The organism is Streptomyces sp. RKND-216 (assembly GCF_004795255.1).
Classification (GTDB): Bacteria; Actinomycetota; Actinomycetes; order Streptomycetales; family Streptomycetaceae; genus Streptomyces; species Streptomyces hazeniae.
In genome coordinates, this window is sequence record NZ_SSBQ01000002.1 from 4,317,826 (window position 1) to 4,335,366 (window position 17,541).

Sequence of the window (17,541 nt, forward strand, 5' to 3'; positions counted from 1 at the left end):
CGACCGTGGGCGAACACCAAGACATCGAGGCGCCTGCACCGATCGGCGTCGTCGGCGCGGGGACCATGGGCGCCGGCGTGGCCCAGTGCTTCGCGCAGGCCGGCCGGCGCGTGGTCGTCGTCGACCCCCACGAGGAGGCCCGCCGCGACGGAGCGGCCCGGCTGCGCTCCGGGATGCGGCTGCGGCGGCTGCTCGGCGGCGGCGCGGACGCGGCCCTGGCCGACGCCGTCGCCCCGGTCGAGTTCTCGGCCGAGCCGGGCGATCTCGCGCAGGCGTCCTTCGTCGTCGAGTGCGCGCGCGAACGCGAGCCGCTGAAGGAGGAGATCCTGCGCGAGCTGGACCGGGTGTGCGGGCCCGACACCATCCTCGCGTCCTGCACCTCGGCCATCCCCATCGCCCGGCTTGCGTCCTTCACCGGCCGCCCCGACCGGGTGATCGGCACCCATTTCATGAACCCCGCACCGGTCAAGGACGCGGTCGAGGTGGCGTGTTCGGCCCGCACGAGTGAGGAGACGCTGCGGCGTACCCGGGACCTGCTGGCGGCGATCGGCAAGAAGCCCGTCGTCGTGGGGGACGGGCCCGGGTTCGTCACCAACCGCGTCCTCATGCTGACCATCAACGAAGCCGCCGCGGTCCTGGACCAGGGAACCGCGGACGCGGAGACGGTCGATCGCGTCTTCCGCGAGTGCTTCGGCCACCCGATGGGGCCGCTGCGCACCGGCGACCTCATCGGCCTGGACACCGTCGTCGACACACTCGACGTCCTCCGCACGCACACCGGGGACGCACGCTTCCGGCCCTACCCGCTGCTGGCCGGGCTCGTCGCCGAAGGACGCGTCGGCCGCAAGGCCGGCCGCGGCTTCCACTCCTATCCGCAGAGCCCTCTTGTCGCACGGGGAGAGACCAGCCATGGCTGACCACCACACTGCGCGCACCGCGATGTCCGAGGCCGGCCGGGAGGCGTGGACTCCGTCCGCCGACGGCGGCGGCCACGTCGCCGAGGTCGTGGAGATACGCGGCCCGCTCGACACGGCGGCCTTCGAGGAGTCCGTACGCACCGTGGTGCGCGAGAGCGACGCGCTGCGCATGCGACGCGCCGGGCAAGCCGACGACGCCGACGGCCCCGGCGACGGACGTCACGCCGCTCTCCGGCTTGACCCCGACGCCGACCTCCCGCTCCCCGTGATCGACTTCGGCGCCGACCCCGACCCGGAGTCCGCCGCCGCGGAGTGGGTGCGTGCCGAGACGGCCGCCCGGCCCCCGCGGGAAGGGGAGGCGCTGTCGCGGCAGGCCCTGCTCCGCCTCGGCCCGGACCGCTTCCACTGGTTCCACCGCCACCACCCGGCCGTGCTGGACCCCTTCGGCTGCCACCTGGTCACCCGCCGCGTGGCCGAGGTCCACACCGCCCGGACCGAGGGATGGCCGCACCAGGAGCACGCCCTCCCCCCGCTGTCCCTGCTGCACGACGAGGAGCGGGAGTACCGCGCCTCCGGCCAGCGGGACGCGGACCGCGACCACTGGCTGGCGCGGTACGCGGACCGCCCCGAGCCGGCGTCCCCGGCCACCGGGCCGGCCGGATCCGGAGCGGCCGGCGGCGAGCCCGTCACGTCCCGCCCCGCGCCCCTCTCCGCCGAGGAGAGCGCCCGGGTGCGGGCGGCCACCCGGAGCACCGGCACCGACGCCGTCGCGGTGTTGGTCGCGGCCGTCGCCGCGTACGTGCACCGCCTCACCGGCAGCACCGACGTCGTCCTCGGCCTGCCCGTGGACGGCCGCGCCACCCGCGCGTCCCGGCGCGTCCCCGGCGCCGCGGGCGACGTCGCACCGCTGCGCGTGACCGTGCGCCCCGGCACGTCGTTCACCCGCCTGGCGCGGCAGGTCGCCCGGGAGATCGCCGACGTCCGGCAGCACCAGCGGTTCCGTCACGCGGAGCTGTGCCGCGAACTCGGCGTCACGGGCGGTCCGTTGTACGGGCCAGTCGTCGACGTCCGCCTGCACGCCCAGGAGGTGCGTTTCGGCGACCACATGGCCCGCGTACGGCGGCTCGGTGGCCCGCACGTCCCGGACCTGCGCATCGTCGTCGACGAGGACACCGCGGAGAGGACGCTGTCCGTCGCCTTCGTCGGGGCCGCCGACCGGTACACCGCCGCCGAGGCCGACTCCCACCGCGAGCGGTTCGCACGGCTGCTGGCCGGGGCCGCCGCCGAGCCCGGGCGCGCCGTGGCCGCATTCGACCTGCTCGGCGCCGACGAGCGGCGCTCCGCACTGGCCCTGAGCGACGGCGGCGGCCGCACGCAGCGCCCCCGCACCCTGCTAGAGCTTCTCGACGCCGCGGCCGCCCGGCACGCAAACGCCGTGGCCGTCAGCGATGCGTCCGGCAGCCTCACCTACCGCGAACTGCACGAGCAGGCCAACCGGCTGGCCCGGCTGCTCGTGGCCCGCGGTGCAGGACCCGAGCGGACCGTGGGGCTGTTGCTGCCCCGCTCGGCCCGGACCGTCGTGGCGATGCTCGCCGTGCTCAAGTCCGGCGCCGCCTACCTGCCGCTCGATCCGTCCTACCCCGCCGAACGGCTGCGGTTCATGCTCCGCGACGCGCGGCCCTGCTGCGTGGTGACGGACACGGCCGCCGGCCACGACGACGCGCTCTCCGGCGCGCCGGTCCTCACCCTCGACGCGTCGGGCACCGCCGCCGAGCTGCGCGACGCCTCCCCGGCGCCGCTCGCCGACGCCGACCGCCGCGCCCCGCTGCTGCCCGCGCACCCCGCGTACGTGATCTACACCTCCGGCTCCAGCGGCACACCCAAGGGCGTGGTTGTCGCCCACCGCAACGCCGCCGCCCTGGTCGCGTGGGGCCTCGCGGAATTCGGGCCGCGGAGCCTCGCACACACCCTCGCGGCGACGTCGTTCAGTTTCGACGTGTCGGTCGCCGAGATCTTCCCCACCCTGGCGCACGGTGGCCGGGTCGAGGTCGTCCGGAATCTGCTGTCGCTCATGGACGGTGACCCGCCGCGTTGGTCGGGCGGGCTGGTGTGCGCGATCCCGTCCGTCCTCGCCAAGCTACTCGACGGCGGCGACCTCGACCTGTCCGCCGCGACGCTCGCGCTGGGGGGCGAGGCGCTGCCCGCCCCGCTGGCCGACCGGGTCCGAGCCGCCCTGCCCGGCACCCGGCTGATGAACGTGTACGGGCCGACCGAGGCGACCGTGTACGCCACCGCGTGGACCGACGGGCCCGACCCCGACGGCCTGACCCCGCCCGTCGGCCGCCCGCTGGGCCACGTGCGCGCCTACGTGCTCGACACCGCGCTGCAGCCGGTCGAGGCCGGACGGCCCGGGGAGTTGTACCTGGCGGGTGCCGGGCTGGCCCGCGGCTACCTGCACCGGCCCGGGATGACGGCCGGCCGCTTCGTCGCCGACCCGTTCGGCCCCGCGGGGGAGCGCATGTACCGCACCGGCGACCTCGTGTGCCGGCGGGAGGACGGCCGGCTCGACTTCCTCGGCCGGATGGACGGGCAGGTCAAGGTGCGCGGCTTCCGCATCGAACTGGGGGAGGTGGAAGCCGTGCTGGGCCGCCACGCCGACGTGGCCGAGGCGGTCTGCGTGGTACGGGACGATGCGGCCGGCGAAGCCCGGCTCGTCGCCTACGCGGTACCCGCCGGGCCGTCCGGTGCGGCGCCGGCCGCACTGCGGGCCTGGTTGGCCGACCGGCTCCCCGCCCACCTGGTCCCCGCCTACGTCACGGTCCTCGAGACCCTGCCGCGCACGCCCAGCGGCAAGCTCGACCGCCAGGCCCTTCCCGACCCCGGCCCCGGCGCCGACTCCGTCGCGGCTGCGGGCGCGGCCCCCGCCGCTCTCGCGACGCCTGCGGAGGACCGCCGGACCGGGCCCGAGCAGCCCGAGCAGCCCGAACTGCGGTGGACGCCCGACCCGCCGGAGCGGCCGACGGCATCCGCCCAGACCCAGACCGGGACCGCCGCCGAGACCGCGGCCGCAACCGGCACCCGCGCTCCTGCCGAGGTCCCGGCCGAGACCACCGCCGCGACCACCCTCGTGACCCCCGTCGAGGAGCCCGCCCCGGCGCCCACCTCCCGCGAGGAGATGGTCGCGGCCGCGTTCGCCTCGGTGCTGCGCGTCGCCGAAGTCGGTCCCGACGACGGCTTCTTCGACCTCGGTGGCGACAGCATCGTCTCCATCCAGCTGGTCAGCCAGCTCCGGAAGGCCGGTCTGGTCCTCACCCCGCAGGACGTGTTCGAGCACAAGACCGTCCGCGCCCTCGCGGCGGTCGCCCGCGAGACGGCCCGCTCGACGGGAGGCCGCGGTTCCTCCGGTACGGGCGACGTGCCGCTCACCCCGATCGTGCACTGGCTGCGGGAACTCGGCGGCCCCGTCGACGGCTTCCACCAGGCCGCGCTGCTCCAGGTCCCCGGCGGGCTCCGGGAGGACCTGCTGACGAAGGCGCTGCAGACGCTCCTGGACCACCACGACGCACTGCGGCTGAGGCTGCACGTCTCCGACGCCGCCGCCTGGCGCCTCGTCGTCCGGCCGCCCGGCTCGGTACGCGCCACGGCCTGCCTCCGGCGGATCGACGTGTCCGGGCTGGACGGCGACTTCGCCGCGACGATCGGCCGGGAGGCGGCACGGGCCAAGCGGGAGCTGGACGTCCGCGCGGGCACGATGGTGCGGCTGCTGTGGCTGGACGCCGGTCAGGACACCCCGGGCCGGCTGATGCTCATGGGCAACCACCTCAGCGTCGACGGCGTGTCGTGGCGCATCCTGGTCCCGGACCTGTCCTCCGCCTACGAGGCGTTCGAGGCCGGGGACGAGCCGCGGCTCCAGCCGGTCGAGACCTCGCTGCGGCAGTGGAGCCGTGCGCTCTCCACACAGGCCAACGAAGACGAGCGGCTCGCCGAACTGCCGCTGTGGACCGAAATGTTGGCGGCCCCGGGGCCCGAGCTCGCGAAGCGTCCGCTGGATCCGGTGCGGGACACCACCGCCCATGCGCGGTCCCACGTGCTCACCTTCGGTGCCGAACGCGCCCGGCACCTGTTCACCACCCTCCCGGCGGCCTTCCACTGCGAGATCAACGACGTGCTGCTCACCGCGCTCAGCCTGGCCGTGCGCCACACCCTGGGCACCGAGGGCGACGTGCTGATCGACGTGGAGGGCCACGGCCGGGAACCGGTCGTCCCCGGCGCGGACCTCTCGCGCACCGTCGGCTGGTTCACCAGCATGTACCCCGTGCGGCTCGCCCCCGGCCCGGCCGCGCCGGACGACGGACCCGCGCTGGGACAGGCGCTGCGGCGCATCAAGGAGCAGCTGCGGGCCATCCCGGACAAGGGGATCGGCTTCGGCATGCTGCGCTACCTCAACGAGCGGACCTCCGGCCGCCTCGCCGCCGCGCCCCCGAGGGACATCGGCTTCAACTACTTCGGGCGCTTCATGCTGCCCGCCGCCGCGGGGGAGCGGGACTGGGCTCCCGCGCCGGAGACCACCATGAGCGCCGGCGCCGACGCCGAGATGCCGCTCACCCACCCGCTGTCCATCAACGTCCTCACCCAGGACGCCGCCGACGGCACCGAACTGGCCGTCTCGTTCGTGTGGCCGGAGGGCGTCGTCGAGGAAGCGGTCGTGCGGCGCATCGCCGACGCCTGGTTCGAGGCCCTGGACGCGCTGTCGGCGTACGCGGCGCAGCCCGGCGCGGGCGGGCGCACGCCGTCCGACTTCCCGCTGGTGACCCTCGAACAGCGGGAGGTCGACGCGCTGGAGGAGGCGCACCCCGACCTGGAGGAGGTGCTGCCCCTGTCCACGCTGCAGGCGGGCATGCTCTACCACGTCCTGCTCGGCGAGATGGCCGACGAGACCGACGGCTGGGACGAGACCGGCGGGACGGACACCGCGGACGACGAGGGCCCCGGGGACGACGGGGTCCACCTGTACACGGTGCAGCTGGCTCTCGACCTGGAGGGTGCGGTGGACGCGGCACGCATGCGCGACGCCGGTCAGGCGCTGCTGCGGCGCCACGGCAACCTCCGGGCCGCGTTCGCCCACGAGGGGCTGCGCCAGCCCGTGCAGGTGATCTGCGGGGGGACCCGGCTGCCCTGGCGGGAGGAGGACGTCAGCGCGCTGTCCGCGGACGAGCGGGAGCGCGAGGTGCGGCGGCTGATGCGGGTCGAGCGGGGCCGCCCGTTCGACCCGGCCACGCCGCCGATGCTGCGCATGATGCTCGTCACCACGGGCGAGCGGAGCTGGACGCTGGTGCTCAGCACCCACCACATCCTGCTGGACGGCTGGTCGTTGCCGGTGCTGGTGCGCGAGTTGTTCGCGCTCTACCGCAACGCCCTGGAGCCCGCCGGGGACACCGCCGCCGGCCTGCCGGCCGTCACCCCCTTCCGCGAGTACCTCGCCTGGCTCCAGCAGGTGGACACCGCCCAGGCGGAGGCCAGTTGGCGCGAGGCGCTGGACGGGCTGACCACGCCGACCCGTCTCGCGGCGGACGAGGGCGGCTCCAGGCCGCTGCCGCCGTCCCACGTGACGGCCGAACTCACCGAGGAGACCACCACCGCCCTGGTCGACATGAGCCGCCGCCACGGCGTGACCCTCAACACCGTGCTCCAGGCGTGCTGGGGCGTCCTGCTCGGCGGGACGACCGGCGGCGACGACGTGGTGTTCGGTTCCGTGGTCTCCGGACGGCCCGCCGAACTGCCCGGCGTCGAGACGATGGTGGGACTCTTCATCAACACCGTGCCGACCCGCGTACGGCTGAACGCTCGGGACTCGCTGGGTACCCTCTTCGTACGGCTTCAGCAGGAGCAGACCCGGCTGATGCCGTACCACCACATCGGACTCGGCGACATCAGGCGTATCACGGACATGGGTGACATGTTCGACACGGTGATGGCCTTCGAGAACTACCCCATCGAAGGCGTGCTGGCAGACCCGGCGCCCGGGCTCACCCTCACCGGCGCCAGCGGCGACGACGCCCCGCACTACCCGCTCGGGCTCATCGTCTCGGCGCGGAGCGAGCGCCTCTTCCTCCGCTTCGACCACCGCCCGCACCTGATCGAACGCGACCGGGTCAAGGACCTCGCCGACCGCTTCGTGCGGCTGCTGACCACGGCGGCCACCGACCCGGCGCGGAGCCTGGGCGAGGTACGGGACGAGGAGGCCGGGGCGAAGACCGCCGGCACCGGCGGCGGGCAGCCGCCACGGACCGGGCGCGACGACGCCCGGCGGACGGCTCCGGAACCCGTCGCAGGAGACACCGGCGGCACCGGAGTGCTGCTGCCGCTGCGCGAGTCCGGGAGCAGGGCGCCGCTGTTCTGCGTACACGCCGCGGGCGGGATCGCCTGGGCGTACGCCGGGCTCACCACCTCGCTGGGCGAGGACCAGCCGCTCTACGGTCTCCAGGCGCGCGGACTGGAGGCGCCGGAGGTGCTGCCCGCGACGCTGACCGAGATGGCCGCCGACTACCTGGCCCAGGTGCGGCGCGTGCAACCGGAGGGCCCGTACCACCTCCTGGGCTGGTCGTTCGGGGGGCTGGTCGCCCACGAGATGGCCGTGCAGCTCCAGCGCGACGGCGAGCGCGTCGGCCTGCTGTCGCTGCTCGACGCCTACCCGGCCGGTCCGTCGGCCGGCTCCGGCGAAGGCGGGGCCGAGGACCGCGACGCGTGCCGGACGGAGGACGGCGGCGCACCTGCGGACGGCGGGGTCGGCGCGGTGCTGAGCATGGTCCTGGAACTCTTCGGCTACGACCCGGCGACCTGGGCGGGCGAAACACTGACCTACCCGCGGTTCATGGAGATCACCCGTGACCGCACCGGCCAGCTCGCCCTGTTCGACGAGGCGCGCATCGAGGCCATCTGCCGCATCTTCCTCAACAACGGCATCCTGGCCCGCTCCCACACCCCCGGGCGGTTCGCCGGTGACGCGCTGGTCTTCACGGCCAGCGAGACCGACCCGCAGGTCGCGGCCGACCTGTGGCTGCCGTACCTGGACGGCGGCAAGCCCGAGGTCGTCCCCGTCGACCACACCCACGGCCGGATGGGGCGGGCCGATGCCCTGGCCGGAATCGGCCGGGCACTGCTGCCGCGCCTGCGAGGGACGGGCGCATGAGCGTGCTCCCCTCCCCGGGCGCCGCAGGTGAGGGGCACCCCGGGGTGCCCCTCACCACGGCACAGTCCGGCGTGTGGCTGGGCCAGGCGCTCGCGCCGCACTCCGCCCGCTACCACGTGGGGATCGGCGTCGAGGTCGACGGACCGCTCGACGCCGGCACGTTCCGCACGGCGTTCCAGTGGACGATCGCCGAAGCCGAGGGACTGCGCGTCCGGTTCGCCGTCCCCTCCGACGGCGAACCCCGTCAGCACCTCGGCCCGTTGCCCGGCTGGGACGTTCCGTGCGTGGACGTCGGCGACGAGCCGGACCCCCGGCGCGCCGCCGGCGCATGGATGCGCGCCGACCTGGCCCGCCCCTTCGACCTGGAGCGCGGGCCGCTGTTCCGCGGTGCGCTGCTGAAGCTCTCCGGCACCCGCTCCTGCTGGTATCTCGGCGCGCATCACCTGGTGCTCGACGGCTTCAGCTCCTCCCTCTTCGCCCGCAGGCTCGGCGAGGTCTACGCCGCCCTGGAGGCAGGACAGCCGCCGCCGTCCGCGGGCCACCTGGCGCCGCTGACAACACTGCTCGAAGCGGAGGCCGCCTACCGCGATTCGCCCGCGTACACCGCCGACCGCGCGTATTGGCTGCGGCGAACCGCCGACCGGCCCGACGCCGGCGACCTGCGCTGGAGCGCCCCGTCCGGGCACGGGCAGGGCGACGCGCCCGGTCTCGCGCTGCGCCGCGACGCCGTGCTCCCGGCGGCCGCCTGGCGGGAGGTGCGGCAGCGGGCCCGGCGGCTCGACGTGCGCTGGCCCGCGCTGGTCGTTGCCGCCGCGGCCCTCCACCTGCGCGCCCGCACGCACGCCGACCCCGGCGGCGGCCGGCACGGTGCCGACGGCCACGGTGAGGTGACGGTGGGTCTGCCCGTGACCTGCCGGGGGGGCGAAGCCGTCCGCACGGCTCCCGGCATGCTCTCGAACGTGGTGCCGCTGCGCCTGCCGGCCGAGGCCGGCCTGCCCGTGCCGGACCTGGTGCGCGCGACCGACGCCGAACTGTCCGCGGCCCTCGACCACCAGCGTTACCGCATCGAGGACCTGCGCCGCGACCTCGGCCTGACCGGCGCGGGAGCGCGCCGGGGGCCGGGCGGACGGCGTCTGTTCGCCATGACGGTCAACGTGCTGCCCTTCGACTACGGCGGGACGTTCGCCGGACGGCCCATGGTCATGCGCAACATCGCCATCGGCCCGGTCGAGGACCTGTCCCTCACCGTCCACCGCGACGGGCCGGGCGGCGGACTGCGCGTCGTCCTCGACGCCGACCCGGTCGGCTTCACCGGCGGCGAAGCCGCCGCCGAGGCACGCCGGTTCGCCCACCTGCTGCGCCGGCTGGCGTGCGCCCCCGACCTGCCAGCCGAGGGGATCGATCCGCTCACCCCCGGCGAACGGCGGCTGTTCGTGCCGCGCCCCGCCCCGCCTCCTCCCGCCCAGCCCTCGCCCTCTCCCGCCACGCTCCCGCAGCTCGTCGAGCAGTGGGCCGCGCGCACCCCGGAGGCCCCGGCGGTCACCGCGGGGCGGACCGTGCTGTCCTACCGCCGGCTCAACGACCGCGCCAACCGGCTCGCCAGGTCGCTGCTGGACCGGGGAGCCGGACCGGAACGGACCGTCGCCGTCCGGCTGCCGCGCTCCGCCGACCTGGTCACCGCGCTCCTCGCCGTGGCCAAGACCGGCGCCGCCTACCTGCCGCTCGACCCCCGCTGGCCCGCCGAACGCCTCCGCACGATCCTCCATGACGCACGCCCCGTCCACACCCTCACGCCGGACGACCTCGCCGTACTGGACCGCGAGCCGGTCCCGGCGGGACCGGCCGGCCCCACGGACGCGGTCCGCCCAGACCCACCGGCCCCCGCGCACCCCGCGTACGTGATCTACACCTCCGGCTCCACCGGACGCCCGAAGGGTGTGGTCGTCCCGCACCACGCCGCCGTGTCCCTCCTCCGGGATGCGGCGGCCTCCTTCCGCTTCGGCCCCGAGGACGTGTGGACGCTCTTCCACTCCTGCGCGTTCGACTTCTCCGTCTGGGAGATGTGGGGCGCCCTCGCCCACGGCGGCCGCCTGGTGGTGGTGGACCACGACGACGCCCGCTCGCCCCGCGCGCTGCTGGACCTGCTCGCCCGCGAGCGGGTGACCGTGCTCAACCTGACGCCGTCCGCCTTCCACGCGCTCGACCGCGCCGACGCCGAGGACCCCGGCCCGGAACGTGGTTTGGCGCTGCGACAGGTGATCTTCGGTGGCGAGCCCCTGCACCCCGAACGCCTGCGGTCCTGGCGGCGACGGCACGGCGACGCCGCGCCCGCCATGACCAACATGTACGGCATCACCGAGACCACCGTCCACGCGACCCGGCTCGACCTCGCACCGCACCACCTCGCCGGGCGCGGCAGCCCGATGGGAACCGCCCTCCCGGGACTGCGGCTCCACCTCCTCGACCACCGGCTGCGACCCGTACCGCCCGGCACGACGGGCGAGTTGTACGTGGCGGGCACCGGCGTGGCACGCGGCTACCTCGGCCGGCCCGGGCTGACCGCCGCCCGGTTCGTCGCCGACCCGTTCGGCCCTCCGGGCACGCGGCTGTACCGCTCCGGCGACCTGGCCCGGTGGCGTGCCGACGGCGGACTGGAATACGCCGGGCGGGCCGACGCCCAGGTCAAGGTGCGCGGCTTCCGCATCGAACCCGGCGAGGTGGAAGCCGCGCTCGCGGACGCGCCCGGAGTGGCACAGGCCGCGGTCGCCGCGAAGACGGGCCGCACGGGGGAGGAGGCCCGGCTGGTGGCCTACGTCGTGCCGCGGGACCGAGGCGAGCCCGGCGCCGTCACGGAGCCCGGCGGCGTCGGCGAGCCCGGCGCCGTCACGGAGCCCGGCGGCTGGGAGGCCCGGCTGCGCGCCCACCTCCGCGACCGGCTCCCCGACCACCTCGTGCCCACCGTCTTCGTCCGGACCGGACGTCTGCCGCTGACCCCCAACGGCAAGCTGGACCGTGCGGCACTGCCCGACCCCGGCGTGCGCCCCTCCGCCCACCCGGCACCGCAGCGCGCGGCGACGGCCGGGGAACGACAACTGGCGGCGCTGTACGCGCAGGTGCTCGAGGTGGAGCGGGCCGGACCGGAGGACGGCTTCTTCGACCTCGGCGGCGACAGCCTCCGCGCGACCCGCCTGGTCGCCCGCGTGCGTGCCGAGATGAACGCCGACATCGACGTGCGCGACGTGTTCGCCCACCCGACCGTCGCCGCACTCGCAGCCCGCTTGCGCCCCCGCCCGACCGCTCCGGCCGAGCAGCGGCCGGCGCCCGCCGCAGGCCCCCGGCCGCGCCGCGCCCCGCTGTCCCCCGCGCAGCGCCGTCTCTGGGCCCAGCAGTCGCTCACCGGCCCCGACCCGGCCTACAACATCCCGCTCGTGCTCCGCACATCGGGCCCGCTCGACGAGGCCGCGCTGCGCCGCGCGGTGCTCGACGTGGCCACCCGCCACGAACCGCTGCGCACCGTCGTCACCACCCGCGGCGACCACCCCGAGCAGCACGTGCTCGACCCCTCGACCGCGGCCCTGTGGCAGCCCGAGGCCGCCATCGGTCCCGAAGAGCTGGACGACGCGCTGGCAGCGGCCGCCCGCCACGCCTTCGACCTGGAGAAGGAACCGCCGCTGCGGGCCCAGCTGTTCGCCTGCGGCCCCCGGCGACACGCCCTGCTTCTGCTGCTCCACCACATCGCCTGCGACGCGGCCTCGCTCGAACCGCTGCTGACCGATCTGGCCACCGCCTATACCGCACGCCGCAGCGGCCGGCAGCCGGCCTGGCCTCCGCTGCCCGTGCACTACGGCGACCACACGCGGCGGCAACTCCCCCCACCGGAGCCCACCGCCGGCCTGGACCACTGGACCACCGCACTCGAGAACCTGCCGCGGCGGCTCCCGCTGCCCACCGACCGCGCCCCGTCCCCCGACGGCGACGACGGAGCCGGCGACGGCGTGCCCTTCCAGGTGCCCGCCGGGGTGCACCAGCGCCTCGCCGACCTCGCCGCAGCCGGGGGAGCCAGCCTGTTCATGGTGGTCCATGCCGGTCTGGCCGCCCTGCTGACCCGCCTCGGCGCCGGCACGGACATCCCCGTGGGCACGGCCGTGGAGGGCCGCGGCGACGTCGGCACCGACCGCCTTGTCGGATGTTTCGTCAACACCGTCGTCCTCCGCACGGACACCTCCGGAGCCGTCACCTTCCGCGAACTCCTCGCCCGCGTACGCGCGTCCGACCTCGCCGCCTTCGCCCACCAGGAGGTGCCCTTCGACCTGGTGGTGGACGCCGTCGACCCGGAACGCAGCGCGGCGGGACAGCCGCTCTTCCAGGTGATGCTCACCCTGACGCCTGCTCTGCCGGAGTACCTGTCCCTGCCCGGGCTGGACACCTCCGTGAGTGCCCTCGCCACCGGCACCGCCAAGTTCGACCTGTGCCTCAGCGTCCACGAACACCGCGACCCCGACGGGCGGTGCCGCGGGCTGGACGGCCGGCTGGAGTACCGCAGCGCCCTGTTCGACCGGGCCACGGCCGCGGCGATCAGCCGACGGCTGGGGCTGCTGCTGGACCAGGCGTCGGCCGATCCCGACGGGCCGGTCCACCGCCTCGACGTGCGGGACGCCGACGAGCGCCGCCTCCTGGCCGCGTGGGGCACCGGCGCGCCCCTGCCGGGCTCCGCCCGGTGCTCCGTTCCCGAGCGCTTCGCCGCACAGGTGCGCGCGACCCCGGACGCCGTCGCGGTGCGCGCCGCCGGCACGACCCTGACCTACCGGCAACTGGCGGCGTGCGCGGCGAGGTTCGCCCGGCGGCTGACGGCCTGCGGAGTGACGGCCGAGACGCCGGTGGCCGTCGACCTGGAACGTTCCACGGACCTGGTGGTCGCCCTGCTGGCCGTCCTCGGGGCCGGGGGAGCCTACGTGCCGCTCGACCCGCGGGCGCCCCGCGCCCGGCAGGAACGGGTCGTCGCCGAGTCGGCGGCCGCGCTGCTGGTCACCCGGGAGGGGCGCGACGGCGAAAGGGCGTGGCCGGGCGGGCCCCGCGTCGTCGCCGTGAGCGCCGCGACGGACCCGGCGCCCGCCGAAGCCGGGACCGCGACGGAGCCGGACCCGGCGCCCGTACCGGACCCCGCCGCGCTGGCCTACGTGATGTACACCTCCGGCTCGACGGGCACCCCGAAAGGCGTCGCCGTCACCCACGCCGACATCGTCGCCCTCGCCCTCGACGGCGCCGCACCGGACCGGACGCCGCGGCGTACCCTCCTGCACTCCCCGCACTCCTTCGACGCCGCCACCTTCGAACTCTGGGGACCGCTGCTGACCGGCGGCACCGTCGTGGTGGCTCCACCGGGCGACCTGGACGTGGAACGGCTGGAACGGGTCGTCACCGAGGAGAAGGTCACCACCCTGTGGCTGACGGCCGGACTCTTCCACCTGGTCGCACAGGAGAAGCCCGGCGCGCTGCGCACCCTCGAGGAGGTGTGGACCGGCGGCGACGTGGTCTCCCCGCCCGCGGTCCGCGCGGTGCGGCGGCACTGCCCGTCCACCCGCCTGGTCAACGGCTACGGCCCCACGGAGACCACCACGTTCGCCACCCGGCACACCCTCGCCGCCGGCGACGTGGAGCAGCCGCACGGCGGATCCGGGATTCCCGTCGGGCGCCCCCTGGACGGCACCCGGGTCCACGTGCTGGACGACACGCTGCGGCCCGTCCCCGCCGGTGTGGCGGGCGAACTGTACGTGGCGGGCGCCGGGGTGGCCCGCGGCTACCTGCACCGGCCCGGCCTCACCGCGGAACGGTTCGTCGCCGACCCCTGCGGGCCGCCCGGGACGCGGATGTACCGCACCGGCGACCTGGTCAAGTGGCTCCCGAGCGGGGTCCTGGCGTTCCTGGGCCGCGCCGACGACCAGGTGAAGCTGCGCGGGTTCCGCATCGAACCGGACGAGGTGGCCGCCGCGCTGACCGGTCGCGGCGGGGCCGGTCAGGTGGCCGTCGTGGCCCGGGAGGACCGGCCGGGGGAGCGGCGCCTGGTCGCGTACGTCGTCCCGGCCGAGGGAGAGGCGGTGGACTGGCCCGCCCTGCGGAGCCACGCCGAACAGGTGCTGCCCGACTACATGGTGCCCGCGGCGCACGTGACGCTGGACCGGCTGCCGCTGACCCGCAACGGCAAGCTGGACCGGGCCGCGCTGCCCGCGCCCGACCCGGTCGCGCCCCAGCCCACCGGAACGGCCCCGGCCACGGACCGCGAGAAGGTGCTCTGCGGCCTCGTCGCTGACCTGCTGCGCGTCCCCGCGCCGGGCGTCAACGACCGCTTCTTCGACCTCGGCGGCGACAGCATCACCGCCATCCAGCTGGTCAGCAGGGCGCGCTCCGCAGGTCTGCGGTTCACCGTCCGGGACGTCTTCAAGCACCCCACCATGGCCGAACTCGCCACTGTCGCACGGCCCGTTGCGTCCGGGGGGCGGAACGCCCGCAGCGCGGACGGCGGGCCGGCGGCGCCCGCGCCCGAGGACGCCGGGCCGGTTCCGCTCACCCCCGTGATGAGCTGGTGGCGCGAACACGGCGGCGAGACCGTGCGGTTCAGCCAGTGCATGACGCTGAGGGCGCCCCGCGGGCTCGACCGCGACCGGCTCGTCTCCGCCCTCCAGGCGGTCATCGACCACCACCCGGCGCTGCGGCTGCGCTTCGACGCCCCCGAAGGGCCGGCGGAGCGGACCGCGCCGTGGAGCCTTCACATCCAGCCGGCAGGCGCCGTACGGGCCGAGGACTGCGTCGCCCCGACGCTCACCACCGGTGCGGAGGACGGCGAACGGCCGCCTGCGGCCGTGCTCGCCCGGGCCACGCACGAGGTGCAGCAGGCGCTCGACCCGCGGGTCGGGCGCATGGTGGGGGCGGTGTACGTCGACGGCGGTCCGCACCGGCACGGGCGCGTCGTGCTCGCCGTCCACCACTTCGCCGTGGACGGAGTGTCGTGGCGCATCCTGTTGCCGGATCTGGCCGCGGCCGACGCCGCCCTCATCTCCGGGCGGCGCCCCGAACCGCCCCCGGCCGGCACCTCACTCACCCGGTGGGCACGCCTGCTCGCCTCCCAGGGCGAGAACGGCTCGCGCGCAGGTGAGACGGCCCTGTGGACCGCCGCCCTCGCGGACGGGGCCGCGGAATGGGCCGACACCCCCGCGCACGGCGGCGGCGGTGTGGGCCGGCTGCGCGCACACCTGCCACCCGAGCGGACCCGCGCCCTGCTGACCGAGGTCGGTGCCGCCTTCCGCTGCGGTGTCGAACCGGTCCTCCTCACCGGCTTCGCCCTCGCCGTGGAGGAATGGCGCCGCCGCCGCGGACTCGCCGAGGGGGACGTCCTCCTCGACCGCGAGTCCCACGGTCGTCCCGAGACGGACGGCGTCGACCTCTCCCGCACCGTCGGCTGGTTCACCAGCGTCCACCCGGTACGGCTGCCGCGGACGGGGTGCGCCTGGAGCGACGTGCTGGGCGCCGGGCCGGCCCTCGGCCGGGCGCTGAAGGAGGTGAAGGAGAGGCTGCTGGCCGTCCCCGAACGGGGAGTCGGCTACGGCGTGCTGCGCTATCTCGACCCGCGGACCGGGCCCCGGCTCGCCGGCCTGCCGACCCCGAAGCTCGGCTTCAACTACCTCGGCCGCTTCGCCGCGTCCGCCGAGGAGGACTGGTCGGTCACCGGCGACGCCCTCGGCCCCGGCGACGACACCCCCGCCGCCGACGACCCGCAGCCGGACGCGTCCGCGCTGCCCGGCGGCCACTGCCTCGACCTCAACGCGCTGACCGCCGACGGCCCCGACGGGCCGGTGCTCAGCGGGGAGTGGTCCTGGACGGCCGGACTGTTCCGGACGAGCGAGATCCGGGAGCTGGCGGAACTGTGGTTCGCCGCCCTGGACGGGCTCGTCGCCCTGGCCGCCACCCCGCACGCCGGCGGACTCACGCCCTCCGACCTGCCCCTCGTGCGGCTGCGGCAGCCGGAGATCGAGCGGCTGGAGGCGGCGTACCCGCAGGTGACCGACGTCCTGCCCCTGACGCCGCTCCAGGAAGGGCTGCTCTTCCACGCGCTGTTCGCACCGCAGAGCCCCGACGTCTACCAGGCCCAGTTCGTCGTCCGGCTCGGAGAGCGACCCGATCCGGGCCGGCTGCGCGCCGCCTCGCGGGCACTCCTGGCACGCCACCCCCACCTCGGCGCGGCGTTCGTGTACGACGGCGCGAGCCGGCCGGTGCAGGTGCTGTCCGGCGACGTCGAACCGCCCTGGCGGGAGGTCGACCTCACCGGCGTGGCACCCGGCCGGCGGGAACGCGTCTTCGCCCGTCTGGCGCACGCCGACCTGCGCCGCCGCTTCCCCCTGGACCGGCCGCCGCTGCTCCGGTTCACCCTGTTCGCCTGCGGCACCGACGACCACCGGATCGTGCTGACCAACCACCACCTGCTGCTGGACGGCTGGTCGATGCCGCTGCTGCTGCGCGAACTGTTCACCCTGTACGCCCACCGCGGCGACGCCGGAGCGCTGCCCCCGGTCACGCCCTACCGGTACCACCTGGCCGCCCTTGCGGAACTGGACCGGGACGCGGCGCGGGAGGCCTGGCGGGAGGAGCTGTCCGGCATCGCGGAGTCGGCCGGGCTGACCTCCGGCGCGGCCGGCGTGGGGACGCTCCCGCCGCAGTCGATGCCCCTCGTCCTCGCCGATCCGCCGGCGGATCACCTGCGACGTGCGGCGTCCCGGGAGGGCCTCACCCTGGGGAACCTGCTGCTGGCCGCCTGGGCGATGGTGCTGGCCCGCCGCGCCGAGGCACGCGACGTGACCTTCGGCGTCACCGTCTCCGGTCGCCGACCCGAAGTGCCCGGCATGGACGCGATGATCGGGCTGTTCATCAACACGGTCCCGGTACGGGTGGCGCTCGATCCGGAGGAGACGCTCTCCGGTCTGCTCCAGCGCTTCCAGCGGGAGCAGACCCGCATGCTGCCCCATCACCATCTGGGGCTGAGTGACATCCAGCGGCTGGCGGGACGCGAGCTGTTCGACACCCATGTGGTCTTCGAGAACTACCCCCTGGACGAGGCCGGGCTGCACGACGGTGCTCCGGGCCTCCGCGTCCAGGGGATCGAAGGGCGGGACGCCGCGCACTACCCCCTCACGCTGGTCGCCTTCGCCGGCGAGGGCGGCCTGGCACTCCGGTTCGACCACCGTCCCGACGTCGTCCCCCGGGCCAGGGTCGAGACGCTGGCCGCCGACTTGGAGGACGTACTGCGGGCCGTCGCCACCGCGCCGGAGCGCGTGGTCCGCGACGTGCTGAGGGCGGTTCCCGTCGGCCCGGAGGACGCGGACGTCCGCCACGTACCGGTCCCCCGGACGGGTTAGGACCGGTGGCCGCTCCACGCGCCGCAGGGCG

3 protein-coding genes are annotated in these 17,541 nt (G+C 75.8%); all 3 read left to right on the forward strand.

Going from position 1 to position 17,541, the window contains the following annotated elements:
- Window positions 1–5 precede the first annotated feature (5 nt).
- From E4198_RS18810 to E4198_RS18820, 3 genes are read left to right on the forward strand one after another with little or no spacing between them, the layout of a single operon-like run.
- Entirely contained in the window at window positions 6–917 is a 912-nt protein-coding gene (locus E4198_RS18810; protein WP_247597740.1) for a 3-hydroxyacyl-CoA dehydrogenase family protein, read from the forward strand.
- Entirely contained in the window at window positions 910–8,106 is a 7,197-nt protein-coding gene (locus tag E4198_RS18815; RefSeq protein WP_136184188.1) for a non-ribosomal peptide synthetase, read from the forward strand. Before E4198_RS18810 ends, E4198_RS18815 begins: the two co-directional genes overlap by 8 nt.
- The gene (locus tag E4198_RS18820; RefSeq protein ID WP_136184189.1) at window positions 8,103–17,510 is read left to right on the forward strand and encodes a non-ribosomal peptide synthetase; all 9,408 of its coding nucleotides are present in this window, start codon (window positions 8,103–8,105) and stop codon (window positions 17,508–17,510) included. Before E4198_RS18815 ends, E4198_RS18820 begins: the two co-directional genes overlap by 4 nt.
- Window positions 17,511–17,541: the final 31 nt, after the last annotated feature.

Excerpts from the sequence above, each read along its gene's own strand:
- E4198_RS18815 (WP_136184188.1), top strand. The coding sequence starts at position 910 with ATGGCTGACCACCACACTGCGCGCACCGCGATGTCCGAGGCCGGCCGG.
- E4198_RS18820 (WP_136184189.1), top strand. The coding sequence starts at position 8,103 with ATGAGCGTGCTCCCCTCCCCGGGCGCCGCAGGTGAGGGGCACCCCGGG.